Raw genomic sequence first — 23,642 nt, 5'->3', positions numbered from 1 at the left:
TGACCCCGCAACTTTCCAGTTTGGCAGGTCACTGCCCCAGGGTCCACCGGAACGCCCGCCGGTCGGCCCCGTACGGTGATCAACGTGACCAAGTTCAACATCCGCTACGGCGCCGAGGTGGCCGACGCCCGACGCGACGGGCGCCCGATCGTGGCGCTGGAGAGCACCATCGTCTCGCACGGGCTGCCCCGGCCCGACAACCTCCGGGTCGCCCGGGAGATCGAAGCGGCCGTACGGGCCACCGGTGCCGTACCCGCCACCATCGGCATGGTCGAGGGCGCACTGGTGGTCGGCCTGGACGACGCCCAGCTCACCCGACTGGCCAGCACCGACGGGGTGGCCAAACTCTCCGTACGCGATCTCGCCGTGGCCGCCGCGATCGGCGCCGACGGCGCCACCACGGTCGCCGCGACCAGCGCGGTCGCCGCCGCCGCCGGGATCGGCGTCTTCGCCACCGGCGGGCTCGGCGGGGTGCACCGCGAGGCGGCACAGACCTTCGACGAGTCGGCCGACCTGACCGCGCTGGCCCGGACCCCGATCGCGGTGGTCTGCGCCGGGGTGAAGTCGATCCTCGACGTCGGCGCCACCCTGGAACGACTCGAAACGCTCGGCGTCACCGTGCTCGGCTACCGGACCCTCCGCTTCCCCGGCTTCTTCATCACCGACAGCGGGTTCGACCTGGACTGGTCGGTGCAGACGCCGGAACAGATCGCCGCGGTCCTGGCCGCGCGGGCGGACCACGGCGTACAACCCGGCGGGGTGATCGTGGCGAACCCGCTGCCGGTCGACGAACAACTCGACCCGGACCTGCACGACCGCACCCTGGCCGACGGGCTGGCCCGGATGGCCCGCGACGGGGTGACCGGCAAGGCCGTGACGCCGTTCCTGCTCTCCCACTTCCACTCCTCCACCGGCGGCGCCAGCCTGGCGGTGAACGTACGGATCATCCTGCGCAACGCGACGCTCGCCGGCCGGATCGCGGTGGCGGCGACCCGCGACGGCAGCACCGCCGGATGAGCGGGGCGGCACGGATCATCGCGGTCGGCGACATCGTCACCGACGTGCTCGCGGTGCTCTCCGGGCCGCTGGCGACCGGCTCGGACACCCCGGCCGGCATCCGCCTCACCGGCGGCGGCCAGGCCGCCAACACGGCGGCCTGGCTGGCCGCGCGCGGCCACCCGGTGACCCTGGTCGCCGTCGTCGGCGACGACGAAACCGGGCGTACGCGGGTGGCCGAGCTGGCCGCCGTCGGGGTCGACTGCGCCGTACGCCGCTGCGCCGACGCGCCGACCGGCACGGTGATCGTGCTCGCCGGTGCCGACGAGCGGACGATGGTCAGCGAACGGGGCGCCAACCTGCGACTGGCACCGGCCGACCTGGACGCCGCCCTGGCCGGCGCACCCGACGCCCGGCACCTGCACCTGTCCGCGTACACCCTGTTGGACGCCGGGTCCCGCGACGCCGGCCGGCACGCGCTGGCCGCCGCCCGCGAGCGCGGCCTCACCACCAGCGTCGACGCGGCCTCCGCCGAGCCGCTGCGGCAAGTCGGCGCGGCGGCCTTCCTGGACTGGGTACGCGACGTCGACCTGCTCCTCGCCAACGCGGACGAGGCGGCGGTGCTCGCCGGCCCGGCGGGTCCCCATGCCCAGGCCGAAGCGTTGACCACGGTGGTACGGCACGCGGTGGTGAAACGGGGCGGGGACGGAGCGGTCTGGGCTTCGCGGGGCGGCCCGACGGTCGAGGCGGCCGCCCGACGGGTGCTGGTGCTGGACGCGACCGGGGCGGGGGATGCCTTCGCGGCCGGTCTGCTCGCTGCCTGGACGGGCGGGGCGGGGGCGGCGGAGGCGCTGGCCTCGGGTGGCGAGGTTGGCGCTTTGGCGGTATCCCTTGTTGGTGCGCGGCCGGTTCATTGAGTCTTGGGTTTCGGGGGCGGCGTGGGGGGTTTCGGGGGCGGCGTGCCCCGCTCTGGGCGGTCAGGCTTGATCCCGACGCGGGGCACGCCGCCCCCGAAACCAGACACCCGCACTCTTTCAGTGAGTGAGTGGTTATCCCGTCCGGGATAGCCACTCTTTCTCTGTATTAGTGGTCTGTGTGGGTGGGGTGTCGGGGGTGCGAGGTTTTTGGGGTTGATCGACTCGGGTCGGGGGTCGGTTGGCGGAATGTTGGCGGGGTCGGGTCGGTTATACATCGCGTACGACCGGAGCAGCGCCGGGGCATGATCCCCCCGCCTCGTGTGTGCTGTGGCCTCGTACTTCTCACCTGAGCGCAGGCGCCTTTCCCCTTGTGGGCGCGCGTCGGGTACCCCCGAATGAAAGGTGAACCATCGTGAAGACGACTTTCACCACTTTTGCTGAGACTTCGTTTGTTCGTAAGACTGCTCTGGGTGTTGCCGGCCTGGCCTTTATCGGTGGTGCTGTTGCGGGGCCGGTGGGCCACGCGTTCGCGTCTCCGGCGGAGCGTGCCGCCCCGGCGATGACCACGGTCGCGCAGGTGACCTCGGACAAGCCGGGCATGGACAAGCTCGTGCCGCACGGTACGCAGGGTGCGCAGTCGAACATCAGCCTGAGCAAGGACCAGCGTGATAACGCCAAGGCGATCACGGATACGGCGAAGAAGCTGGGTATGGGTGAGCGTGGTGCGGTGATCGCGGTCGCTACTTCGATGCAGGAGTCGAAGTTGGAGAACCTGGGTCATCTGGGTGACATGAACGACCACGACTCGCTGGGCCTGTTCCAGCAGCGGCCGAGTTCGGGTTGGGGTACGCCGGAGCAGATCACGGACCCGGCCTACGCTACGACCGCGTTCCTGAAGAATCTGAAGCAGGTTGATGGTTGGCAGGATATGCCGTTGACGGATGCGGCGCAGAAGGTTCAGGTGTCGGCGTTCCCGGATGCGTACGCGCAGTGGGAGAACCAGGCCGCGCACATCGTGCAGGACGTCTGGACCAAGTAAGTAATACGAACAGCGAATACGGAAGCCGGGTCCCCGAGAGGGGGCCCGGCTTTTGTCGTGGTCGGGTCAGGGTTCGACGTCGATGACGGGGTGCGGACGCTCGGCGGGGAGGCTGCGCGGCGGGGTGTCGTCCAGGTGGCGCAGGCGGCGGCGGGCGCCGAAGCGGTGCTCTTCCTTGGGCGGCCGGTCGTTGGCGAGCAGCACGGCCAGCCACGGTACGAGGACCATGCCGACGGCGCAGAGCGGCAGCCAGAGCCAGAGCAGGGGTGCCTTGACACCGACCAGGACGGCACCGGCGACGATGCAGACCACCCGGATCGACATCATCACGACGTAGCGCACCTGGCGGCTGTGCAATTGGTCCTGCTGGCTCTGTGAGGCGTCGGTGATCAGGATCGGCTGGTACGCCTGGTGCTTCACCACGGTCCTCCTCCGCATGGGATGCCTGCCCATCCTCGCACTTCGCCGGCGGTGTCGGCGAAAAGCGAATGGACTCGTCCGTGTTACGTACGTGGTACGCTCCCCCGCGTGGGCAGCAGGTTCAGCTTCACCGACGAGGCGTTGGGCAACCTGAGGGTCTACGGCGTCACCCCCGGCGAGGTCTGGGAGGCCCTGCACAGTTCGCGGCGGGTCATCCGGCACCTCGGCGACGACGTGATGGTCATGTACGCGACCGCACGTCGCGGGCGCCGGTTGGCCATCCTGCTGGCCGAGGCCGACCACAGCGACAACGACTGGGACATCCTCTCCGCACGCGACCTCAGCGACAGCGAGTCCAAGCGCTACGACGAGGCGATCCGGGGATGGCGACGATGAGGGGGCGATGACGATGAACCGACACGACGCGACCAAGTACTTCCACGAGGGCGGCGACCGGCTCGCGGACCTGATCGACGAGAGCCAACCGGTCGAGTTGCCCACGCCCGACACCGATGTGCCGATGGTCAGCCGGTCCGTACGGCTGCCGTTGGACACCTACGAGCGGGTCCGTGCCGCCGCCGACGCGCGGGGCATCGGGGTCACCACCCTGATGCGGCAGTGGATCGAGGCCGGGCTGGCCGACCTGGACGACTCGGCGACGGTGTCGCTGGCCGACGTACGCCGGGCGTTGGCGGCGCTCGCCCACCCGACCGCAGCCTGAGCCACCACCGGACGGGTCGAGGTCAGACCTTGGCGGCGGCCTTCATCTCCTTCTTGTAGGCGCGCACCTTCGCCAGCGACTCGTCGTCGACGATGTCCGCGACCGAGCGGTACGCGCCTTCCTCGCCGTAGCCGCCGGCCGCCTCGCGCCAACCGGCGGGCTGTACGCCGTACTGCTTGCCGAGCAGGGCGACGAAGATCTGCGCCTTCTGCTTGCCGAAGCCGGGCAGGGCCAGGATCCGCTTGAACAGTTCCGCACCGTCGGCCGCGTCCCGCCACAGGGCGGCGGGGTCACCGCCGTACTGCTCGGAGATGACCCGGCACACCTCCTGGACCCGGGCGGCCATCGCCTTCGGAAAGCGGTGCAGGGCCGGTGGCGTCGCGAAGATCGTGAGCAGTTCGTCCGGGTCGAAGTCGGCCAGCTCGGCCGCGGTCGGCTCGTGCCCGAGCCGCTGCACCAGTACGTGCGGCGAGGTGAACGCCTTCTCCATGGTCACCTGTTGGTCGAGGGTCAGCCCGATCAGCACCGCCAGTGGATCCCGGTCAAGCAGCGCGTTCGCCTCCGGGGCGATCGGCAACGAGAAGCTCATGCCACCATCATGCCGGTTGTGACCCCGGCCGCAGGTGACCGGGCCGGGGCGGTACCGGTCGGGCGGCGGTGCGCACCAGGCGCGCCGTCGGACTCGTCCACCGCCCGGCCCCGCTCCTCGCCACGTTCCGGCCGCGCCACGGTCCCGGTTCGGCCCCCGCCGGCTAACCTCGGGACGGCCGGTCGCCGCTACCCCGACCGGTTCGTCCGCCACCCGGTCCGCTGCCGGACCCGCGCCAACCCGGTCCGGCGCCGGACCCGCACCGGCCGGGCCGTGGCGGACGGTAGTCGTACCGGAGGAGGAGACCGACCCGTGACCACGCCGTCCCGGCCCGACCTGGCCGCGTTGCTCGACCTTTCACCCCACCCCGAGGGTGGCTGGTTCCGCGAAACCTGGCGGTCCGCGCACAGTTTCCACCCCGAGGGGTACGCCGCGGCGCGCAACGCGGCCACCGCGATCCACTTCCTGCTCGCTCCGGGTGAGGAGTCCCGCTGGCACCTGGTCCGCTCGGACGAGCTGTGGTTCTGGCACTCCGGCGGACCGCTGACGCTGCGCTTCGGCGGCACCGGGGCGGAGCCGGCGGCCGACCCGGACGAGGTGCTGCTCGGTGCCGACGTGGCCGCCGGCCAGCGGCCGCAGGTGCTGATTCCCGGCGGGGTGTGGCAGGCCGCGGTGCCGGCCGGCGACGAGCCGGTGCTGGTGAGCTGCGTGGTGGCGCCGGGCTTCGACTTCGCCGACTTCCAGTTGCGCTGACCGGCGGAGACCGCCCTCGGGCCGGACGGCCGGCGACCCGCCGGTACGGGTTCTGCCGGGGTTGCGCCCGGCCGACTCGGGCCCAACCGGCAGGATGGCGGGGTGGACGAAAACGAGATGCTCCTCTCCGCGGCCGGCGTCGACCAGCTCCGCACGGCACTGACCAACGCCGGTTACACGTCCAGCGGCATCGCCGGGCGACTCGGTCCGCAGGCGACCAGCGGGATGGCCCGCAATGACTTCCGGGCGGCGCTGCGGATCACTGCCGACCGGGACCCGCTCGGCACGCTGATCAGGCTGTTCGTCTGTGCGCAGACCGAACCGGAGGCGGCGGTCGCGGCGGCCCTGGCCCCGCTGCCGCTGGCCGACGCCCTCGCCGCCGGCCTGGTCGAGCGCGCCGACGGCGGCCTGCGCCAGGGCATCGACCTGGAGCCGTACGGGGACGCCTGGTGGGCGCTGTCCGACGTGCCGGCGAGCGCCCGGCCGGGCCGCCCGCTGGCCGCCGACCATGTGCTGGGCATCGGTGGCGCGTCGACCACGCTGGTCGGCGCCACCCTCCGGCGGCCGGTCGACACCGCCCTCGACCTCGGCACCGGCTCCGGGGTGCAGGCGCTGCACCTGGCCACCCACGCCGGCCGGGTGACCGCCACCGACGTCTCTCCCCGTTCGCTGCGGTTCGCCGCGACCACCGCGGCCCTGAACGGCCAGCGCTGGGAGCTGTTGCACGGCGACATGACCGCGCCGGTCGCCGGTCGCCGGTTCGACCTGGTGGTGAGCAACCCGCCGTTCGTGGTCGGGCCGGGCACCACCACGCACAGCTACCGTGACTCGGGCCGGGTCGGTGACGGGATCGCGGCGGAACTGGCCGCCGCCGCGCCGGACCTGCTGACCGAGGGCGGCACCATGCAGTACCTCGCCAACTGGGTGCACGTCGCCGGGGAGGACTGGGGCGAGCGGGTCGCCGGCTGGTTCGCCGGCACCGGGCTGGACGCCTGGGTGATCCAGCGTGAGGTGGCCGACCCGATGGCGTACGTCGACCTGTGGCTGGCCGACGCCAGCGAGGCGACCGACCCGCACCGGATCGCGGCCTGGCTGGACTGGTTCGACTCGCAGAAGGTGGAGGCGGTCGGCTTCGGGGTGATCAACCTGCGCCGGGCCGGGCACGACCACCCGGTGGTCCGGGTCGAGGACCTGCGCCAGCCGGTGCAGCCGCCGATGGGCGACCAGATCGCCGCCTGGTTCGACCGTCAGGACTGGCTCCGGGCGCAGGATGCCGAGGCGCTGCTGGCGACCCGCTACCGGATCGCGGAGGGCCTGCAACTGCGCCAGGAGGCGACCATGGGTCCGGACGGTTGGGCGGTGGACCGTCAGGTGCTCGCCAACCCGCACGGGCTGCGCTGGAGCGAGGAGGTGGACCCGCTGGTGCTGGCCCTGGTCAGCGGCGCGGACGGGCGGGTGCCGCTGCGCGAGCAGCTCGCGGTGCTGGCCATCGCGCACGAGGTGCCGGCCGAGGATCTCGCCGAGGCGGCCGGGCCGATTATCGAGCACCTGGTGGAGCGGGGTCTGATCGCTCCCGAGACGGACTGACCGTCCCCCGGACGGTCCTGCCGGACCGCTGAGCGGTCCCGGCCCCGTCCCGCCCGGCAAACGGCGGGCGGGACGGGCGGGGCGTGCGCGCGGTTAGAAGAACAGGCCGCGCTGGCTCATCGACTGGCGCAGCCAGCCGTCGAGCTGGGTGACCCAGTCGGTCCGGTCGGCGGTGGCGTAGTCGACCGTGAACCGGCCGAACGCGTCGCGTCCCTCGGTGAAGACGCCACCCCGCTTGTCGATCTCCAGGACGAGCTGGAGGTGCTGGGGCGTACCGATGAAGGTCAGTTCGAGCTGGTTGATGGCGCGGGCGTACTGCGGCGCCGGGTAGAACTCGATCTCCTGGTAGAACGGCAGCGTCTGCTGCACCCCGTAGATCCGGCCGCGCTCGACGTCGGCCCGGGTGAAGCGGAAGCCGAGCCGCAGCAGGGCGTCCAGGATGCGCTCCTGCGCCGGCAACGGATGTACGGCAACCGCGTCGAGGTCGCCCTTGTCCACCGCGCGGGCCACCTCCAGCTCGGTCCGCAGCCCCATCGTCATGCCGTGCAGGTGCTGGCCGTAGACCTCGGTGATCGGCGTCTCCCAGGGCACCTCGAAGCGGAACGGGATCTCGTGCCGTTGCCCGCCCTCCAGCCGGAACGCGCCGGTGGCGCGCTGGCGCTGGAACTCCTGCGTGGTGTCGTACTCGCCGTCGCCGCTCTCCACCTCGACCCGGGTGACGAGACCGAGCGCGACGTACTCGATGTCGACCGGGTGGTCGCCCCCGCTGATCTGGATACGTCCCTCAAGCTGGCCGCCCGGACGGCAGTTCGGGTTGTTCAGCACGGTTTCCACGGATGGGCCGCCCACACCCATCGCCTGCATGAGTCTTTTGAAGACCACGCCGTCCTCCTGGCTTTCGTTCGCGTTCGTCGGTGGCCCGGTGGCCAATCGGTGGCACAGTAACCGGCCCCGGCAAGCCCCGGTTACCGACCGAACGCCCAGAACATTATCGACTTAAGCCATCAAAACCGGTAAGCCACCGCCCACAACTCCCGGTTTCATGCCACGTGGACGATCGCCTCACCTCCGCTTCACGCCCCGCCCGCCAAGCTGTTCCCATCGGCGCCACACGGCCGCCGGTACGCGCCACTTAGTCGACGCGGGGAGGCGACTGAAGATGGTCCTTGAGATGATCCAGAACGAACTGCACCCGGCCGCCGTCATCGGGCCCGATAACAGCAAGATTGCCGACAGCCCGGTTGTCGACAGCACCACCACCGACGTGCTGGTCGACCTGGACGCCACCGACGAGCGGGGCGTCTCGGCCGACCTGGTCCGCGCCTACCTCAACGGCATCGGCCGGACCAAGCTGCTCACCGCCGTACAGGAAGTCGATCTCGCCAAGCGGATCGAGGCCGGCCTCTACGCCGAGGAGAAGCTCACCGGCGACCTGCCGGTGGCACTGCGACGGGACCTCGAAACCGTGGCCACGCAGGGCCGGCTGGCCAAGAACCACCTGCTGGAGGCGAACCTCCGGCTCGTCGTCAGCATCGCCAAGCGCTACACCGGGCGCGGCATGGCCTTCCTCGACCTGATCCAGGAGGGCAACCTCGGCCTCATCCGCGCCGTCGAGAAGTTCGACTACACCAAGGGCTACAAGTTCTCCACCTACGCCACCTGGTGGATCCGCCAGGCCATCACCCGCGCCATGGCCGACCAGGCCCGCACCATCCGCATCCCGGTGCACATGGTCGAGCAGGTCAACCGGATGGTCCGGGCCCGCCGCGACCTGGCCACCACGCTCGGCCGCGAACCCAGCGTCGCCGAGGTCGCGGTCGCGCTGGGCGTACCGGAGTTCCAGGTGATCGAACTGATCTCGTACGACCGGGAGCCGGTCAGCCTCGACCAGGCCGTCGGCGAGGACGGCGAGAGCGCCCTCGGGGACTTCGTCGCCTCGGTCGACCCGCGCGAGGAACCGGGGGACGCGGTCTCCCGGGGCCAGTTGCGCAACGAGGTGGAGATCGTACTGGCCACCCTGTCGCAGCGGGAGGAGGCGGTGATCCGGCTCCGGTTCGGGCTCGACGACGGCCGGCAGCGCACCCTGGACGAGGTGGGACGGGAATTCGGTCTGTCCCGCGAACGGATCCGGCAGATCGAGAAGGTGACCCTGCTCAAGCTGCGCGACCCGTCCCGCGCCGACCGCCTGGAGGCGTACGCGAGCTGACGTCACGGCGTGTGGAAGGACCTTCGGTCGACAGCGGTTCGCGTCGACCGGGGGTCCTTCGCTCGTCCGGGTGCACCGACCGGGGCCGTTGTCCGGGGACGGGGTGAGAGAGTTCGGGAATGAGAATCGCCAACCTCTGCCTGCGATTCCTGCTCGAACTCTGCGCGCTGGTCGCACTCGCCTACGGCGGCTGGCTGGCCGGCGGGCCCCAGCTGTGGCAACGGCTGCTGCTGGCCGTGCTGTTCCCGGTCGCCGCCGCGCTGATCTGGGGCCGCTGGGTCGCACCACGATCGGACCGGAAGCTGGCCGACCCGGCGCGCCTCATCCCGGAGTGGGTGGTCTTCGGCGGCGCGACCGCCGTACTGGTCGCCAGCGGTCACCCGTACCTGGGGGCCGCCCTGGCGGTGCTCGCCGCCGGCAACCGGCTCCTGCTGTGGCGACTGGGCAGCGACACCGACGGCCGGGTGGTCCGCTGAGCCGGTGACCCTCCGGGGCCGGTCAGCGGCGGTGGAGCGGTCAGAGGCGGCGGGGGCCGGTGTCGGGGCGGATGGTTGTATCGCCGAGCCGGACCTCGGCGTGCAGGACCGCCACCCCGTCGGGGCGCGCCAGCACCGGGTTGAGGCGCAGCGTGCGTACCCGTGGTTGTTCGTCCACCAGCCGGCCCACCCGCTGGAGCAGGTCGACCAGCGCGGCCCGGTCGACCGGCGCCGCCCCCCGGTAGCCGTGCAGCAGCGGCGCCGCCCGTGGCCCGTCGATCAGCGCGGCGGCATCCCGGTCGGTCAGCGGCGCCGCCCGCCAGGCCCGGTCACCGAGCAACTCGGTCGCCACCCCGCCGAGCCCGAACCCGACCACCGGGCCGAACACGGCATCCTCGGTCGCCTCGACCACGCAGGCCACCCCCGGCGCCACCATCGGCTGGACCAGCACCCGGTCCCCGAACGGCGCCGCGATCTCCCGGTACGCCCGGCGCACCGCCTCCTCGTCGGCCAGGTCCAGCCGGACCGCGCCCAGGTCGAGCCGGTGCCGCAGCCCCTCGGTGGCCGACTTCAGCACGACGGGGTAACCCCGGACGTCCGCCGCCGTCACGGCCGCCCGCTCGGAGCCGACCACCGTCGACGGCACGACCGGGATCCCGTACGCGGCGAGCAGCCGCTCGGCCAGGTCCGGCCCGTCGTCGTGCAGGGCGTCACGTGCCGCGTCCCGGTCGACACCGGCCGGTTCGGCCAGCTCACCCATGGGCTCGCGTAACCAGTCGGCGTAACCGATCATCCGGGCCAGCGCCCGTACCGCCTCCTCCACCGACGGGTACGACGGCACCCCGTCCGGCGGGCGGCCGACCGGGAAGGTCACCACCGTCGGCCGGTCCCCGGCCAGCGCCACGCTCGCCACCGCCGAGGTGAAGTCGGCGTCGTCGCCGACGAGCTGACCCGGCAGCGGCGGGGCGAAGTGCACCAGCAGGGCGTCCACCGCCGGGTCGACCGCGACGTCGGCGAGCGCGTCGGCGAAGTCGTGCGCGGTGGCCTGCGGCTCGACGTTGCGCGGGTAGCCGGCGGCAACCGTGAGCCCGTACGCCCGGCAGGCGATCGCGGCGAGGTCGGCCAGGGCGGTGGAGTTGCCGACGATCCCGATCCGGCGGCCGGCCGGCAGCGGTTGCTGCGCCAGCAGCACCCCGACGTCGAAGAGTTCCGCGACGGTGTCCACCCGGATCACGCCGGACTGGGCGTACAGGGCGGTGACCGCGGCAACGTCCGGACCGGTGGGGACGGGGTCGGGGTCGGGCACCCCGGTCGACGGTGGCACGGGCAGCCGGGCCGACGAGGCGAGCGCCACCACCGGTTTGGTCCGGCCGATCCGGCGGGCCAGCCGGGCGAACTTGCGCGGATTGCCGAAGGTCTCCAGGTAGAGCAGGATCACGTCGGTGCCGGGATCGTCCTGCCAGTACTGCAACAGGTCGTTGCCGGAGACGTCGGCCCGGTTGCCGGCCGAGACGAAACTCGACAGGCCCAGCCCACGGCGTTCGGCCTCGGCCAGCAACGCCACCCCGAGCACGCCGGACTGGCTGAAGAAGCCGACCCGACCGGGCGACGGCAGCCGGGGCGCGAGGGTGGCGTTGAGGCGTACCCGCTCGTCGGTGTTGGCCACGCCCAGGCAGTTCGGCCCGACCACCCGCATACCGGCGGCGTGCGCGGCCCGGATCAGGTCACGCTCGGCGGCGGCGCCGGTCGGCCCGGACTCGGCGAACCCGGCCGAGACCACCACCAGGCCGTGCAGCCCGGCACCGGCCGCGTCGGCCAGCACATCGGGTACGGCCTCCGGCGGCACCGCGACGACGGCCAGGTCCAGCGGTACGCCCGCCTGCGCCGCCGCCGGGTACGCGGGCAGCCCGCCGACCGTCGCCGCGCTCGGGTGCACCGGTACGAGATGTCCGGTGAAACCGCCGTCGCGCAGGTGCCCGAGGATGGCGGCGCCGATGCCCTGCCCGGTGGCGCTGGCCCCGTACACGGCGATGCCGGTCGGGGCGAGCAGGCGGGCAATCGACCGGGCCTCGGTCAGGTGCTCGCGGCCCCACTGCACCCGCAGCGACTCACGGGTGGGGGCGATCGGGAAGCTGAGGTGGACCACGCCGTCGGCGTACCGGCGCGCGACCTGGTAGCCGAAGTCGGAGAAGACCCGCAGCATGGTGGCGTTGGACGGCAGCACCTCGGCGACGAACCGGGTGATCCCCTCCCGGCGGGCCGCCTCGGCGAGGTGCTCCAGCAGCACCGGCCCGATGCCGCGCCCCTGGTGGGCGTCCTCGACCACGAACGCGACCTCGGCGTCGGTGGCTCCCGGCCCGAGCTTGTCGAACCGGCCGACGGCCAGGATCCGCTCCCCCGCGACGACCACGAACGCCTCCCGGTCGTGGTGGTCGACGGTGACGAACCGGTTCAGGTCCCGCTCCGGGATCCTCGGGTACGGCGAGAAGTAGCGCAGGTAGCGGGTCCGGTCGGAGAACCGGGAGTGCATGGCGACGATGCCGTCCGCGTCGTCTGACCGGATCGGTCGCAGGTGGACGGTGGTGCCGTCGCGCAGCAGCACGTCCGCCGAGCGGTCCGGTGGGCCGTCGACCACTGCGCGCTCGCCTCCGATCACTGCGGGCTCGCCTCCGATCACTGCCTCGGGTGTCAGTCCCTGGGGTCGTGCGGGTCCAGCCCGTGCAGCGGGAAGACCGCCTTGCGGGTGGCCAGGATGGACCGGTCCACCCCGTCCGGTTCGCCGGTCGGCTGCCACGGCTCGTACGCCGGGTCGACGTCGTCGGTCATCCGCAGCGGCACGTCCCGCTCGGGTCGCCGGGTCTTCGCCAACGCCCGCCAGGCCGGCGGGGTGAGCGCGGCCGGTGCGATCGGCTCCCCGGTGGCGATCGCCAGCAGGTGGGTCCAGGCCCTAGGCACGACCTCGACCAGGGCGTACCCGCCGCCGCCGGTGGCCACCCAGCGGCCCTCGCAGAGTTCGTCGGCGAGCGCCCGCAGGGCCAGGTAGCTGGCCCGCTGCCCGTCCACGGACAGCCGCAGGTCGGCAAGCGGGTCCAGCCGGTGGCTGTCCGCGCCGCACTGGGTGACCAGGATCTGCGGCCGGAACGCCCGCAGCACCGACGGCACGATCGCGTGGAACGCGCGCAGCCAGCCGGCGTCACCGGTGCCCGGCGGCAGCGGCACGTTGACCGCGCTGCCCCTGGCCGCCGGACCCCCGGTCTCGTCGGAGAAGCCGGTGCCCGGGAAGAGCGCCAGTGGGGTCTCGTGCAGGCTGACCGTGAGCACCCGTGGGTCGTCGGCGAAGATCTCCTGCACCCCGTCGCCGTGGTGTACGTCGACGTCGACGTAGCCGACCCGCTCGGCGCCGAGGTCGAGCAGCCGGGCGATGGCGACCGCCGGATCGTTGTAGACGCAGAACCCGGCGGCCCGGCCGGCCATGGCGTGGTGCAGGCCACCGGCGACGTTGACCGCCCGCCGGGCCTCGCCACGCCAGACCGCCTCGGCAGCGGCCAGGGTGGCTCCGGCGATCAGGGCGCTGGACTCGTGCATGCCGTCGAAGATCGGGTTGTCCGGGGTGCCGAGGCCATACCCGGAGAAGAACGGGTCGTCCGGTGCGGCCCGGACCGCGTCCAGGTAGTCCGGCCGGTGCACCCGGGTCAGTGCCGCCTCGTCGGCCGGGGTCGGGGCGACCACCCGGACACCGGCCCGGTCGAGGATGCCCAGCTCTCGCGCCAACGCGACGGTCAGCTCGACCCGGACCGGATCGAGCGGGTGCTCACCCAGGTCGTAGGCGAGCAGGGACTCATCCCACACCACCACCGTGCCATCCGACATGGCGCCATCGTCGCATGCGGCGGGGCCCGCTCCCAGACTCAACCGCCCTCGGCGAGGGTGGACCGGGCCCCGGCCGACGGTGGGATCAGGTGCCGGCGCCGGTGGCCACCGGGCGGTCCGGGTCGGTCACCCACTGGCTCCACGAGCCGACGTAGAGGGCGGCGTCGGGGTGCCCGGCGAGGTGCAGGGCGAACACCGTGTGCGCGGCGGTCACCCCGGACCCGCAGTACGCGCCGACGCGTACGCCGGGCTCGACGCCGGCCTGTGCGAACCGCGACCGGAGGGTGGCGGCGGCCCGCAGCCTGCCGTCCGGGGCGATGTGCTCGGTGGTCGGCAGATTGACCGCGCCGGGTACGTGCCCGGCGACCGGGTCGACCGGCTCGGTCTCGCCCCGGTAGCGCGGCGCGGCCCGGACGTCGAACAGCACGCCGGCTCCGGCGGCGAGTTCGGCCGCCGCGTCGGCGTCGAGCACCGGCAGACCACCGGGTACGACGGTGACGTCCCCCGGCGGTGGGGTCGGCACCTCGGCGGTGACCGGCTGCCCGGCGCTGACCCAGGCCGCGAATCCGCCGTCGAGCACCCGGACGGATTCGTGTCCGGCCCAGCGCAGGGTCCACCAGGCGCGGGCGGCGGGCAGACCGTCGCCGCCGTCGTAGACCACCACCGGGTGACCGGTACGCACCCCGGCGGCGCGCAGGACCCGCTGGAGCGCGGCCGGGTCGGGCAGCGGATGCCGCCCCTCGGGGCCGGGGGCACCGCACAGCTCGGCGTCGAGATCGACAAAAACCGCTCCGGGCAGGTGCCCGGCGGCGTAGTCCTCCCGCGCGGGTGGGCCGGCGAGCCGCCAGCGAACATCCAGTACGGTTGGTGCGGCCGGCTCAGGGTCGGCCAGTTCCCCGGCGAGGGTGGCTACGTCGACCAGTAGATCGTCTGTGGCGGACATGACGCTCAGTCAACACCATCGCGTTCGATCGGCACCACTGCGCAACACCCCCGTTCGGCTACGGCTCCGGGTCGGTGACTGGAGGATTGGCCCACCGGAGGGCGGCTGACGTGAACGGTCTGTCGTCTACGCCCCGATGCCGAGCCGTTCGCAGAGGCCGCGAAGCTCGGTCCAGCCGGTGCCTCGCTTCGACCGCTCCAGCAGGCCCCGCACTGTCTCCGTGATGATCGGCGAGCGCATCCGCTGAGGACTCAACCGCTCGGCGGTCAGCAACATCCGCAGGGCCTCCCGGTCGCGGCGCAGGTGCGCCAGCGCGCGGCCGGTATCCGCGTAGAACGCGAACTGCCGGGACGGGGACTCGACCGCCGCCGGCTGAGTCTCGCGTGCGATCTCGACGGCCGCGCCTGGGTCACCGTCTGAGAGCATGCTGACCTTCCAGAACCGGATGTTTGTCGGCCCGAAGGCCAGGTTCAGGGCCCCGCTCTCGCCGGTCTGCTCGGCAATCCGCACCGCCTCGGCAACCAGTTCGGTCGTGTCGGCCAGGTCGCGACCCTGGGCGTAGATCGCAAACGCCTGCAACATCAGCAGTTGCCCGAACATCTCCAGCGCGTCCGGCTCGCCGGTGTGCGGCTGGAGTTCGGTCGCAGCTCGTTGCGCCACCTGTAGCGCCCGTGGATACAGACCCATGCCGGTTGCCGCGTGCCCCCGCGACCAAGCCGCGAGGCCGAGCATCACCGGATCATCGAGCCGTTCGGCCGCCTGGTGCGCGCGGTCGGCGACCAGGCAAGCCGAGCCGGGGTGACCGGCATAGCGGATCACGAACGATGTCATGTCCTCGGCGATGACGAGACCACGCAGGGCACGCTCCCGTTCCTGGCCGTACGCGGCGGCGTGCAACCCCCGGATCAGATTCGGGATCCTGTTCGCCGCAGCGATGTAGTCGCACCTGATCCGCAGCCCCCGGACCAACTCCAGCTCCCGGCCCAGGGCATCGAGCGCGACCGGTTCGGAGTCGGGCGGATAGTCCAGATCGGCGCCGATGACGGCTTGCAGCGCCTCGTGGACGGCGCCGCCGGCCTCGGCCTGGTCCCGGTCGGCGGGCGCGGCGGGTAGCCCGGTCAGGTCTGTGACGGGACAGCGCAATGCCTCGGCGATGTCCGCCAGGGTGAAGCGGTTGTCGGCGCTGATCTCGCCACGTTCGATGCGCGAGAGGGTGGTGTGGCTGATGCCGGCCCGATCGGCGGCGACGCGGAGTGTGAGTTTCAGCAGCGTACGGCGGTCGCGGATGCGCTGACCGATGGCAGTGTCTCGTGTAGCCCTGCGCGCCATGTAGCCCTCCGTCGAGGGGTGCCCTGCTACCTACGGTACGGCCAATGGTCCGGGTAAAAGGCCCTGGCCACCCGATGAGGGCAGGCCAGGGCCTTTCTTGTGCCGGCTAGGACTGGCGAGCGAAGCCGACGAACGCGCTCCACGCCGCCGACTCGAAGGCCAGGGTGCCGCCGTCGCGATCCTTGGTGTCCCGGACGAGCACACGTCCGGGCAGGTTGTCGGCCACCTCTACACAGGCGCCGCCTTGTCCGTTGCTTCGGCTGGACTTCCGCCAGCGCGGCACATCGTTCAGCTCCAGGACTCCGCCGTTTCCATAGGAGTTCCAAGGACGACTGTCCGGGTAGAGCGTACTCACGGACAACTTCCCAGACCTCCTCAAGGGCAACGACCCATCTGGACCCTTGGTCACCTGCCCGCCCAGCAGTCCATCCATGAACGCCACGTTCCGCCGGTCCGAGGTCGCGATGGTCAACGGACTGTCCCAGGGCTCAGGTACTCATGAAAAAGGCCCTGGCCACCCGATGAGGGCAGGCCAGGGCCTTTTCTGTGCCGGCTAGGGCTGGCGAGCGAAGCCGACGAACGCGCTCCACGCCGCCGGCTCGAAGGCCAGGGTGCCGCCGTCGCGGTCCTTGGTGTCCCGAACGAGCACGCGGCCGGGCAGGTTGTCGGATACCTCCACGCACGCCCCACCGTTGGTGGACGAGCGGGTCGACTTACGCCACTGGGCGCCGGTCATGTCCATGATTTCGCCGCTTCCTTCAGAAGTTCTACGGTCTGGCTGCGTGGCAGCGCCTCGTCTCGGACTGCATCCCACGACACTCCGAGGCTAGCAATGTCTTCCGCGCGCTCAACGATCTGCGCGGTTAGCTGGTTGTCAACGTAGCCAACCTTGTGAGCCTCCGGCAGGTCGGCCAGGATGAATGCCCCGGCGAGCCCCGAGTACATCCCGAGCGACATGGGGATGACCTGCAAGTGAATCTTGGGGTTGTCCGCACAGGCCAGCAGATGCTCCACCTGTTCGACCATGACCTGGCCGGAGCCGGCCATGCGCTTGATCACCATGGCGTCGATCACGACGAACAGCTCCGGCGGGTCATCCATAGTCAGGATGGTCTGGCGCTCCAACCGGGAGGCAACCTGCTGCTCCACCTCGTTGGCCGGCAGCCGATGGGATGCCGAGAAGATCGCCCGCATGTATGCCTCCGTCTGCAACAGCCCAGGGACGAAGGCGTGCTCGTACCAGCGCAGCACCCTCGCCTCGCGCTCAATCGCAAGCCACTCCCGCAGCCAGACCGGCGCGTCAGCGTCCTTGACCAGTTCCTCCCACATCACCTCGAAGTGGTCGCCGAGGTTAAGCGCCTGGTCGACCAGCTTCAGGTACGCCAGAGTTACGGGCTTGCCACCCGTCTCCATGGCGCTGACCTGAGTATCGGAATAGTGGATCAGCTCCCCGAGCTGGGCCTGGGTCAACCCTGCCTTTAGCCGTTTCCGCTTCAGATCGCGAATCATGTACTCCGAAGCTGAGATTCCCACGTGTTCCCCAACCTTTCCTCAAATTAGAGATCGGCGCTTTGCTGCCCAGGTCCGAGTGCGCACACTCCCCGAAGTGGACTTATGTGTTCCGAGAGTAGGGGTTCCGACAGCAGAGTGTCACCTAGCAGAACCGCTCGAATCTACGAATCTCGTTCCCCGAAAGACGGGCGGAACTGCGCGGGGTCGTTCCGTCCCCATCGGAGCGACCCCGCTTCCAACGTTCGAGTTGAAGGAGGAGCACTGTGCACGACGAACAAAGCAACGCGATCACTCCCGAGTCCCCGGTCCCCGGCCAGGGGGTGGCCGACATGCCGCCGGCTCCCGGTACACGGCGGCGCATGCCCAACGAGGGCCGGTACGACAAGAATCAAGAGGCCCTTCCGACGGAGCTGTTCTCGATCGGGATGTCCGGACGCATCCGGCGCGCCCCCACGGCGTGACCGATGAGTGGGGAACTGAGCCTCGACACGTTGAAGTGGATCGCTCGCGAGGAGATCACCAGACACCGACGATCCCGCCTCTGGCGACCGGTCTGCCTCCACTGCACCCAGTACGGATGCCCGTACATGGATCGCGCGATCGAGTTCCTACAGGCGCTCGCACGGGGCACACGGATTCAGGCGCAGGACGGTGCCGGGGATGGAGAGTCATGAGCCGACAGGACGAGCCGCTGACGAAAGCGGCGATCTGGGAAGCGGCCGATCTGACCCGGCGGCAACACCAGCCGGGCCGGTACCCGTGGCAGACGGGCACCTGCCGGCAGTGCACCCCGGACGGGTGCCCGCAGTTGGACTGGGCCCACCGGAGCCTGGCGGTGATCGCGGGTGGATGAACTACCGATCGGGCGCCGCGTCGCGTACTGGCGCGGTCGACGGAAGCTGTCCCAGCAGATCTTCGCCGACCGGCTCGGCAAGTCCAAAAGCTGGGTCGACAAGATCGAACGCGGAGTGCGACGGCTGGACAAGTTCTCCGTCCTCTACGAGATCGCCGACGTGCTCACCATCGACGTGCAGCTACTGCGCGGCAAAGACCCGCAACGGCGTACCGACACGGCGAGCCACCTCGATGAGGTGGAAGTCGAGGAGATCCGGGCCGCCCTGGAGCGATACGTGGGGGTAAGCAGATACCTCGACGCACAGATCATGACACCCGTCCTGACCGAGTTCCGCAAGGCGGTCAACCACGCCTGGCTGACCTACCAGTACGCCCGCTACACGGTGCTGACCAGGGCGCTACCGAAGCTGCTGCGCGACGCCCAGGCGGCCGACGCCTATCACACCGGCGACGATGGACAACTCGCCGCGAACCTGCTCGGACAGGTCTACCGATCGCCTCCTCGGCCCTGTGCAAACTCGGTGAGTACGACCTGGCCCGGCTCGCCGCCGACCGCTCGATGACCGTCTCCGTACGCGCCGACGACCCCTTACTCGTCGGAGCCGCCACCTACCGGGTCGGCAACGCCCTACTCGCCCTCGGCCGAGCCCGCTCCGCACTGGAAGTCAACATCAACATCGCCAACCGGCTCGCACCGGGCGACACCAACGACGCCGCCCCGGACCGGCTCTCCTTCTACGGAACGCTGCTACTCCAAGCCGCGATGGCCGCCGCCCGACTCGGCGACAGCGCCACCGTACGAGACCTGACCCGAGCAGCCCACGAGCCCGCCACCGCCCTCGGCTCGGACCAGAACCACTACTGGACCAGCTTCGGCCCCACCAACCTCGAAGTACACCGGGCAGCCGCAGCGGTCGAACTGGGCGAGGGCCGAAAGGCGGTGGACACCCACGAACAGCGGATCGACAAGCGCAAATTCGCCGCCCTGCCACCCGAACGGAGAGCCAACCACCTGCTCGACATCGCCAGGGGCTACGCCCAGATCGGCGACGTACACAACGCCGGCGAGATGCTGGTCGACGGCGACCGACTCGCCCCCTCGGAGATCCGCTGCCGGCCGATCGCCCACGAGGTCATGTCCGACATCCTCCGCCGCACCTCCGGCACACCACCCCCGCCGATCGCCGACCTGGCCCAGCACATGGGCGTGAGCGTATGACCACCGGCCCTGAGCCGGACCGATCGACGCTGACGAAGATCACGGTCAACCTGGCGCCGCGCGCGGTCGACGCACTCGCCTCGGCGCGCGCCCGCACACGGGACACGAAGACCGACACGATCAACCGGGCCCTGGTCGCCTACAACCTGGTACTCGACCTGATCGACCACGGGAACGGAAGCCTCACCCTGCGGAATCCCGACGGGTCCCTCGAACGAGTACACCTGATCTAGGTTCCGTCCCCCGGATCGCGATGGTCGGGGGCGTTGCATGGCGGCTCCCATGATCCCGGAAAGTTCGGCTCGCCAGAACCGGCCAAGCTCTTCGCAACGTGAGCAGCAAACAGCAAGAAAACGACGGCGGTGCACCAGGGCGATTTATGGGCTGAGATGCACCGATCTACCCCCGCGTGACCTGCCCGGACAGCACAAAGCCTGGAAGACGGCCTACCAACCCCCCGACGACAGGATCCACGAGACAAGACCCAGCCGGAGGTGACAAACCATGGAGTACGACCAGCCACCCGAAGGCCAGGGCGCCCTACACCGACCCAACGAAGACTGGTACTGCACCGACGACGGCCAGGAATGGCCGTGCCCGATCTACATCCGCCGCATGTGGTCCTGGTACCCACGCCCACAGGACCGCCACCGACTACACCTGATCATGACCAGCTTCCGCGACAGCGCCCTCGGCGGCGGCATGTCCCGCCCCATCGCCGACGCACGATTCCTGAACTGGATCGACGGCCCACCCCTCCGACAGATCAAACGATCCATCTGACCGCCCGCCCCGAGGATGTCGTCTTCCCCCGTGGTCGACAGTCTCGGGGCGGGCCTTCCGGCGCGCTCGGCCCGACCGGGTGGGCCGGCGAGCCGCCGGTGCACATCCAGTACCGTTGGTACGGCCGTGGCAGCCGGCTCCGGGTCGGCTAGTTTCCGGCGAGGGTGGCTACGTCAACCAGAAGATCATCTGTGGCGGGCACGACACCCGGTCAACACCATCACGTGTGGTGGGTACCAGCGCGAGACGCCCCGTTCGGGCTGCGGCTCCGTGTCGGTGACTCGGGGTAGCATTGACCACCGGGAGGGCGGCTGACGTGAACGATCTGGTCGATACGACTGAGATGTACCTGCGCACCATTCTCGAACTCGAAGAAGAGGGTGTGCCGGCCCTGCGTGCGCGGATCGCCGAGCGGCTGCACCAGAGCGGGCCGACCGTGAGCCAGACCGTGGCCCGGATGGAACGCGACGGGCTGCTGACCCTGGAGGACGACCGGCACCTGCGGCTCACCGCGTCCGGCCGGGGCCTCGCGATCGCCGTCATGCGCAAGCACCGACTCGCCGAACTGCTCCTGGTCAACGTCATCGGCATGCCCTACGAGGAGGCCCACGAGGAGGCCTGCCGCTGGGAGCACGTGATGAGCGACGCGGTCGAGCAGAAGGTCTACGACCTGCTGAACCGGCCCACCCGATCGCCGTACGGCAATCCGATTCCGGGGCTGGAGGCGCTCGGCAGCGCCCTGGAGTCGTCCGCCGTGGAGAGCCCGGACGCGGAACGCAACCTCGCCTTCCCCGGTCTGACCGGCCCGGTCGTGGTCCGGCGCATCTGCGAGAGCGTGCAGACCGACGGTGACGTCCTGCGTCAGCTCCACGCCGCCGGGGTCGACCCGGGCGCCACGGTGACCGTGGCGCAGGAGCGCGACGGCGTCACCATCGACCGCTCCGGTGACAAGATCCGGCTGCCGCGCGAGGTGGCCTCGCGAGTCTTCGTCGCCGCTTCCTGAACACCCCCCCACCCCCTTCCCCCCCCCGCACACCAGACGACGTGACGATCTTGCAGTTGTGGTGGCGAACAAATCCGGATGAAGGCCCTAATCCGGGCGCCACAAGTGCAAGATCGTCGACGAGATCGGTGCCGGTCACCGTTGGGTGGCCGGCATGTTTGGCGGCTCCGGCGCGGGGCGGTCAGGGTTTGGTGGCGTCGGGTTTGGCGGCGTCGATCGCCTTGGCCAGGGTGACCAGTTTGCCGGCGAGGGCGTCCGCCGCCGGCTTACCCTCGCCGGCCGCGAGGGTGTAACGGAGGTTGATCATCCGGCCGTCCGCGGAGAGCCAGGACACCTCCACCCCCGCGCCGTGGTCCTCGCCCACGGGCAGCGTCAGCCGGTACGCCGACTTTCCCAGACCCTTCACGCTCTGCCCACCGTTGGGCATCTCACCGGCGAAGACCGCCGAGTCAGCGGTGGTCGGCGTCACCGACAGCGCCAGATCCGGGCGGCTCGCCTCCTCGGACTGGAGCACGCAGGTGTTCGTCCGGCCCGAGGCGGTGGCGGCCGACACGTCGAACCGGGTGCCGATGGACTCCTCGATCGCCGGGTAGTCCAGCAGCACGCAGACGCCCCCGGCGGCCGACGCCGGCAGCTTGACCACCGGCGGGATGGGCAGCGGAGGATCATCGCGGGTCACGGCGGCCGACTCACCACAGCCGGAGAGCACCAGCAGTCCCGCACCGATCAGTAACAGCCGCCCGCGCACAGTGACCTCCCGCTCGCCCCGGCCGGGGGCGGCCGGTCAGTCCGTCGGACACCGTACGGGGTCGGGCACCAGCGGCGAAACCCCCCACTCGGTCGAGGCGCTCGGCGGATGGAAATTCGTCCACGGTGAGCTGCGAAACTACTCCGGCAGCCGGGCCACTATGTGCTTCGCGATCTCCAACGAGCTCGTCGCGGCCGGCGACGGCGCGTTGAGTACGTGCACCTGACGGCGTTGCGCCACGATGAGGAAGTCGTCGACCAGTGACCCGTCCCGGGCGATCGCCTGGGCGCGTACGCCGGCCGCGCTCGGCACCAGGTCCCGTTCGGTCAGCTCCGGCACCAGTCGGGCCAGGCTGGCGGCGAACAGTCGCCGGGACAGCGAGCGGCGTACCTCGGTCAGCCCGTACCCGAAATGTTTTCGGGCCAGTCGCCACAGGCCCGGATAGCCGACCGCGTCGGCCAGCTCCGGCAGGTTGATCCGCCCCCACGAGTAGCCCTCGCGGGCCAGTGCCAGCACCGCGTTCGGACCGGCGTGCACGCTGCCGTCGATCATCCGGGTCAGGTGTACGCCGAGGAACGGGAACTGTGGATCGGGCACCGGGTAGATCAGCCCCCGGACCAGGTCCCGCCGCTCCGGCCGCAGCTCGTAGTACTCGCCCCGGAACGGGACGATCCGCGCCGACGGGGTGACCCCGGCCAGCCGGGCCACCCGATCGGCGTGCAGCCCGGCGCAGTTGACCAGTACGTCCGCCACCACCTCGCCGGCCGTACTGGTCAGCACCAGTTCCTCGGCGCCGGCCGGGCCCCCTCGGCGGGTGGTGATGCCGGTGACCCGGGCACCGAGCCGGATCCGGGCGCCCGCCTTCCCCGCCAGGGTGGCCAGCGCGGTGCAGACCTCGGTGAAGTCGACGATGCCGGTGGACTCGACCCGCAGCGCCCCGACGCACCGGACCGCCGGCTCGTACTCGGCGGCCTGGGTGGGGGTGAGCAGGCGGACCGGCAGCCGGTTGGCGAGCGCCCGCTCGTGCAGCGCCCTCAGCCGGGGCAACTCCGCCTCGTCGGTGGCGACGATCAGCTTGCCGCACCGCTGCACCGGGATGTCGTGTTCGGCGCAGAAGTCCACCATGGACCGGCTACCGGCCCGGCAGAGTTCGGCCTTGAGACTGCCTGGTTTGTAGTAGACCCCGGCGTGGATCACCCCGGAGTTGTGGCCGGTCTGGTGGGCCGCCAGCCGCTGCTCCTTCTCCAGCACGGTCACCTCGGCGTCCGGCCGGTCCAGGAGTATCCGGTGGGCGGTTGCCAGCCCGACGATGCCGCCACCGACGACCACGTACCTCGACATGGGCGCAGACCCTACCGGGTGGCGGGGCCGCCGGGAGCCGGGTCACCGGCCGGCTCGTCGTCGACGTACGGACAGTGCCGGCACCCCCGGCCGCAGCACGTACCCCGGCGGGCCAGGAAGCCGGCGGTGAGCACGAAGAGTCCGGTCGCCGGGTCCGGGTAGCCGGCCTGCCCGGCGGCGAGGGCGGCCGCGTGCGCGGCCAGGATCGCCGTCCGGCGCGGGTGGTCCGGTGCCAGCCGGGACGGGTGCGGTCGCTCCAGCGGCCGGGGCGCCAGCGGCAGTCGCCGCCCCTGCTCACCCTCGCCCATCCCGCGAGGCTACGCCAGCGACGCCGG

General features: G+C 71.2%; 26 protein-coding genes and 1 pseudogene. 14 read left to right on the top strand and 13 right to left on the bottom strand.

The window, feature by feature from the left end; all coding sequences use genetic code 11:
- Positions 1-84 precede the first annotated feature (84 nt).
- The 3 genes from OG792_RS07660 to OG792_RS07650 all read left to right on the top strand — a co-directional run bounded on the left by OG792_RS07660 (position 85) and on the right by OG792_RS07650 (position 2,952).
- A complete protein-coding gene (locus OG792_RS07660) occupies positions 85-1,017 on the top strand; it encodes a pseudouridine-5'-phosphate glycosidase (RefSeq protein ID WP_329108525.1) in 933 nt (310 codons plus the stop codon).
- Positions 1,014-1,913: a carbohydrate kinase family protein gene (locus OG792_RS07655; RefSeq protein WP_329108524.1), complete on the top strand. Its 900-nt coding sequence runs from the start codon at positions 1,014-1,016 to the stop codon at positions 1,911-1,913. The genes OG792_RS07660 and OG792_RS07655 overlap by 4 nt, the downstream gene beginning before the upstream one ends.
- A 412-nt stretch (positions 1,914-2,325) precedes the next feature.
- Positions 2,326-2,952: a hypothetical protein gene (locus OG792_RS07650; RefSeq protein ID WP_329108523.1), complete on the top strand. Its 627-nt coding sequence runs from the start codon at positions 2,326-2,328 to the stop codon at positions 2,950-2,952.
- 66 nt (positions 2,953-3,018) lie between these two features.
- On the opposite strand, the gene OG792_RS07645 is transcribed toward OG792_RS07650, so the two are convergent.
- The gene (locus OG792_RS07645; RefSeq protein ID WP_329108522.1) at positions 3,019-3,375 is read right to left on the bottom strand and encodes a DUF3099 domain-containing protein; all 357 of its coding nucleotides are present in this window, start codon (positions 3,373-3,375) and stop codon (positions 3,019-3,021) included.
- 105 nt (positions 3,376-3,480) lie between these two features.
- On the opposite strand from OG792_RS07645, the gene OG792_RS07640 reads away from it, so the two are divergent.
- Positions 3,481-3,768: a hypothetical protein gene (locus tag OG792_RS07640; protein WP_329108521.1), complete on the top strand. Its 288-nt coding sequence runs from the start codon at positions 3,481-3,483 to the stop codon at positions 3,766-3,768.
- Between the two features lie 7 nt (positions 3,769-3,775).
- Complete coding sequence (locus tag OG792_RS07635) at positions 3,776-4,093, top strand: hypothetical protein (protein ID WP_329108520.1); 318 nt, start codon at positions 3,776-3,778, stop codon at positions 4,091-4,093.
- Positions 4,094-4,115: 22 nt separating this feature from the next.
- Here the strand turns inward: OG792_RS07635 and OG792_RS07630 are convergent, their stop codons facing one another.
- On the bottom strand, positions 4,116-4,682 hold the full coding sequence (locus OG792_RS07630; RefSeq protein WP_329108519.1) for an HhH-GPD-type base excision DNA repair protein: 567 nt from the start codon (positions 4,680-4,682) through the stop codon (positions 4,116-4,118).
- Between the two features lie 312 nt (positions 4,683-4,994).
- Here OG792_RS07630 and OG792_RS07625 point away from each other — a divergent pair, with 312 nt between their 5' ends.
- Positions 4,995-5,435: a cupin domain-containing protein gene (locus OG792_RS07625; protein WP_329108518.1), complete on the top strand. Its 441-nt coding sequence runs from the start codon at positions 4,995-4,997 to the stop codon at positions 5,433-5,435.
- A gap of 102 nt (positions 5,436-5,537) precedes the next feature.
- Positions 5,538-7,022, top strand: coding sequence for a DUF7782 domain-containing protein (locus OG792_RS07620; protein ID WP_329108517.1), 1,485 nt, complete (start codon positions 5,538-5,540; stop codon positions 7,020-7,022).
- 93 nt (positions 7,023-7,115) lie between these two features.
- Here OG792_RS07620 and OG792_RS07615 read toward each other — a convergent pair whose 3' ends face one another.
- Positions 7,116-7,904, bottom strand: coding sequence for a sporulation protein (locus OG792_RS07615; RefSeq protein WP_329108516.1), 789 nt, complete (start codon positions 7,902-7,904; stop codon positions 7,116-7,118).
- Positions 7,905-8,181: 277 nt separating this feature from the next.
- Here OG792_RS07615 and sigB point away from each other — a divergent pair, with 277 nt between their 5' ends.
- Together sigB and OG792_RS07605 are read left to right on the top strand one after the other, a co-directional pair.
- Positions 8,182-9,228, top strand: coding sequence for an RNA polymerase sigma factor SigB (gene sigB, locus OG792_RS07610; RefSeq protein WP_329108515.1), 1,047 nt, complete (start codon positions 8,182-8,184; stop codon positions 9,226-9,228).
- Between the two features lie 119 nt (positions 9,229-9,347).
- Entirely contained in the window at positions 9,348-9,704 is a 357-nt protein-coding gene (locus OG792_RS07605; RefSeq protein ID WP_329108514.1) for a YrdB family protein, read from the top strand.
- A gap of 40 nt (positions 9,705-9,744) precedes the next feature.
- Here OG792_RS07605 and OG792_RS07600 read toward each other — a convergent pair whose 3' ends face one another.
- The 7 genes from OG792_RS07600 to OG792_RS07570 form a co-directional block, all read right to left on the bottom strand.
- Complete coding sequence (locus tag OG792_RS07600; protein ID WP_329108513.1) at positions 9,745-12,360, bottom strand: bifunctional acetate--CoA ligase family protein/GNAT family N-acetyltransferase; 2,616 nt, start codon at positions 12,358-12,360, stop codon at positions 9,745-9,747.
- 32 nt (positions 12,361-12,392) lie between these two features.
- A complete protein-coding gene (locus tag OG792_RS07595) occupies positions 12,393-13,574 on the bottom strand; it encodes an acetoin utilization protein AcuC (protein ID WP_329108512.1) in 1,182 nt (393 codons plus the stop codon).
- Positions 13,575-13,659: 85 nt separating this feature from the next.
- Complete coding sequence (locus OG792_RS07590) at positions 13,660-14,517, bottom strand: sulfurtransferase (RefSeq protein WP_329108511.1); 858 nt, start codon at positions 14,515-14,517, stop codon at positions 13,660-13,662.
- A gap of 126 nt (positions 14,518-14,643) precedes the next feature.
- Positions 14,644-15,846, bottom strand: coding sequence for a helix-turn-helix domain-containing protein (locus OG792_RS07585; RefSeq protein ID WP_329108510.1), 1,203 nt, complete (start codon positions 15,844-15,846; stop codon positions 14,644-14,646).
- A 106-nt stretch (positions 15,847-15,952) separates the two neighbouring features.
- Positions 15,953-16,129 carry a DUF397 domain-containing protein gene (locus tag OG792_RS07580; protein WP_442932449.1) on the bottom strand — a complete coding sequence of 59 codons (177 nt, stop codon included), beginning with the start codon at positions 16,127-16,129 and terminating at the stop codon, positions 15,953-15,955.
- A gap of 270 nt (positions 16,130-16,399) precedes the next feature.
- A complete protein-coding gene (locus OG792_RS07575) occupies positions 16,400-16,582 on the bottom strand; it encodes a DUF397 domain-containing protein (RefSeq protein WP_329111149.1) in 183 nt (60 codons plus the stop codon).
- Positions 16,579-17,355 carry a helix-turn-helix domain-containing protein gene (locus OG792_RS07570; protein WP_329108509.1) on the bottom strand — a complete coding sequence of 259 codons (777 nt, stop codon included), beginning with the start codon at positions 17,353-17,355 and terminating at the stop codon, positions 16,579-16,581. Before OG792_RS07570 ends, OG792_RS07575 begins: the two co-directional genes overlap by 4 nt.
- 673 nt (positions 17,356-18,028) lie before the next feature.
- Here OG792_RS07570 and OG792_RS07565 point away from each other — a divergent pair.
- From OG792_RS07565 to OG792_RS07545, 5 genes and pseudogenes are all read left to right on the top strand, one after another.
- Complete coding sequence (locus OG792_RS07565) at positions 18,029-18,211, top strand: hypothetical protein (protein ID WP_329108508.1); 183 nt, start codon at positions 18,029-18,031, stop codon at positions 18,209-18,211.
- Positions 18,204-19,432 (top strand): annotated as a pseudogene (locus tag OG792_RS07560) (helix-turn-helix domain-containing protein). The gene OG792_RS07565 and the pseudogene OG792_RS07560 overlap by 8 nt, the downstream one beginning before the upstream one ends.
- Entirely contained in the window at positions 19,429-19,665 is a 237-nt protein-coding gene (locus tag OG792_RS07555; RefSeq protein WP_329108507.1) for a hypothetical protein, read from the top strand. The pseudogene OG792_RS07560 and the gene OG792_RS07555 overlap by 4 nt, the downstream one beginning before the upstream one ends.
- Before the next feature lie 271 nt (positions 19,666-19,936).
- Positions 19,937-20,215 carry a hypothetical protein gene (locus OG792_RS07550; protein WP_329108506.1) on the top strand — a complete coding sequence of 93 codons (279 nt, stop codon included), beginning with the start codon at positions 19,937-19,939 and terminating at the stop codon, positions 20,213-20,215.
- A gap of 316 nt (positions 20,216-20,531) precedes the next feature.
- Positions 20,532-21,218, top strand: a complete 687-nt coding sequence (locus OG792_RS07545; protein WP_329108505.1) for a metal-dependent transcriptional regulator — start codon at positions 20,532-20,534, stop codon at positions 21,216-21,218.
- A gap of 181 nt (positions 21,219-21,399) precedes the next feature.
- On the opposite strand, the gene OG792_RS07540 is transcribed toward OG792_RS07545, so the two are convergent.
- The 3 genes from OG792_RS07540 to OG792_RS07530 all read right to left on the bottom strand — a co-directional run bounded on the left by OG792_RS07540 (position 21,400) and on the right by OG792_RS07530 (position 23,615).
- Positions 21,400-21,966, bottom strand: a complete 567-nt coding sequence (locus tag OG792_RS07540) for a hypothetical protein (protein WP_329108504.1) — start codon at positions 21,964-21,966, stop codon at positions 21,400-21,402.
- A 138-nt stretch (positions 21,967-22,104) separates the two neighbouring features.
- Positions 22,105-23,307, bottom strand: coding sequence for an L-2-hydroxyglutarate oxidase (lhgO, locus tag OG792_RS07535; RefSeq protein WP_329108503.1), 1,203 nt, complete (start codon positions 23,305-23,307; stop codon positions 22,105-22,107).
- An 11-nt stretch (positions 23,308-23,318) separates the two neighbouring features.
- On the bottom strand, positions 23,319-23,615 hold the full coding sequence (locus tag OG792_RS07530; protein ID WP_329108502.1) for a DUF5522 domain-containing protein: 297 nt from the start codon (positions 23,613-23,615) through the stop codon (positions 23,319-23,321).
- Positions 23,616-23,642: the final 27 nt, after the last annotated feature.

The organism is Micromonospora sp. NBC_01699 (assembly GCF_036250065.1).
In the GTDB taxonomy this organism is placed as follows: domain Bacteria; phylum Actinomycetota; class Actinomycetes; order Mycobacteriales; family Micromonosporaceae; genus Micromonospora_G.
Note: the sequence above shows the minus strand (reverse complement) of the source record. Positions and strands in the feature narration are given on the sequence as shown.

Bases quoted from the DNA above. Each gene is read 5' to 3' on its own strand.
- OG792_RS07590 (WP_329108511.1), bottom strand. From the start codon at position 14,517: ATGTCCGCCACAGACGATCTACTGGTCGACGTAGCCACCCTCGCCGGG.
- OG792_RS07530 (WP_329108502.1), bottom strand. From the start codon at position 23,615: ATGGGCGAGGGTGAGCAGGGGCGGCGACTGCCGCTGGCGCCCCGGCCG.
- sigB (WP_329108515.1), top strand. From the start codon at position 8,182: ATGGTCCTTGAGATGATCCAGAACGAACTGCACCCGGCCGCCGTCATC.
- OG792_RS07630 (WP_329108519.1), bottom strand. From the start codon at position 4,682: ATGAGCTTCTCGTTGCCGATCGCCCCGGAGGCGAACGCGCTGCTTGAC.
- OG792_RS07655 (WP_329108524.1), top strand. From the start codon at position 1,014: ATGAGCGGGGCGGCACGGATCATCGCGGTCGGCGACATCGTCACCGAC.
- OG792_RS07575 (WP_329111149.1), bottom strand. From the start codon at position 16,582: ATGACCGGCGCCCAGTGGCGTAAGTCGACCCGCTCGTCCACCAACGGT.
- OG792_RS07605 (WP_329108514.1), top strand. From the start codon at position 9,348: ATGAGAATCGCCAACCTCTGCCTGCGATTCCTGCTCGAACTCTGCGCG.
- OG792_RS07585 (WP_329108510.1), bottom strand. From the start codon at position 15,846: ATGGCGCGCAGGGCTACACGAGACACTGCCATCGGTCAGCGCATCCGC.
- OG792_RS07565 (WP_329108508.1), top strand. From the start codon at position 18,029: ATGAGCCGACAGGACGAGCCGCTGACGAAAGCGGCGATCTGGGAAGCG.
- OG792_RS07570 (WP_329108509.1), bottom strand. From the start codon at position 17,355: ATGATTCGCGATCTGAAGCGGAAACGGCTAAAGGCAGGGTTGACCCAG.
- OG792_RS07595 (WP_329108512.1), bottom strand. From the start codon at position 13,574: ATGTCGGATGGCACGGTGGTGGTGTGGGATGAGTCCCTGCTCGCCTAC.
- lhgO (WP_329108503.1), bottom strand. From the start codon at position 23,307: ATGTCGAGGTACGTGGTCGTCGGTGGCGGCATCGTCGGGCTGGCAACC.
- OG792_RS07550 (WP_329108506.1), top strand. From the start codon at position 19,937: ATGGAGTACGACCAGCCACCCGAAGGCCAGGGCGCCCTACACCGACCC.
- OG792_RS07555 (WP_329108507.1), top strand. From the start codon at position 19,429: ATGACCACCGGCCCTGAGCCGGACCGATCGACGCTGACGAAGATCACG.
- OG792_RS07635 (WP_329108520.1), top strand. From the start codon at position 3,776: ATGACGATGAACCGACACGACGCGACCAAGTACTTCCACGAGGGCGGC.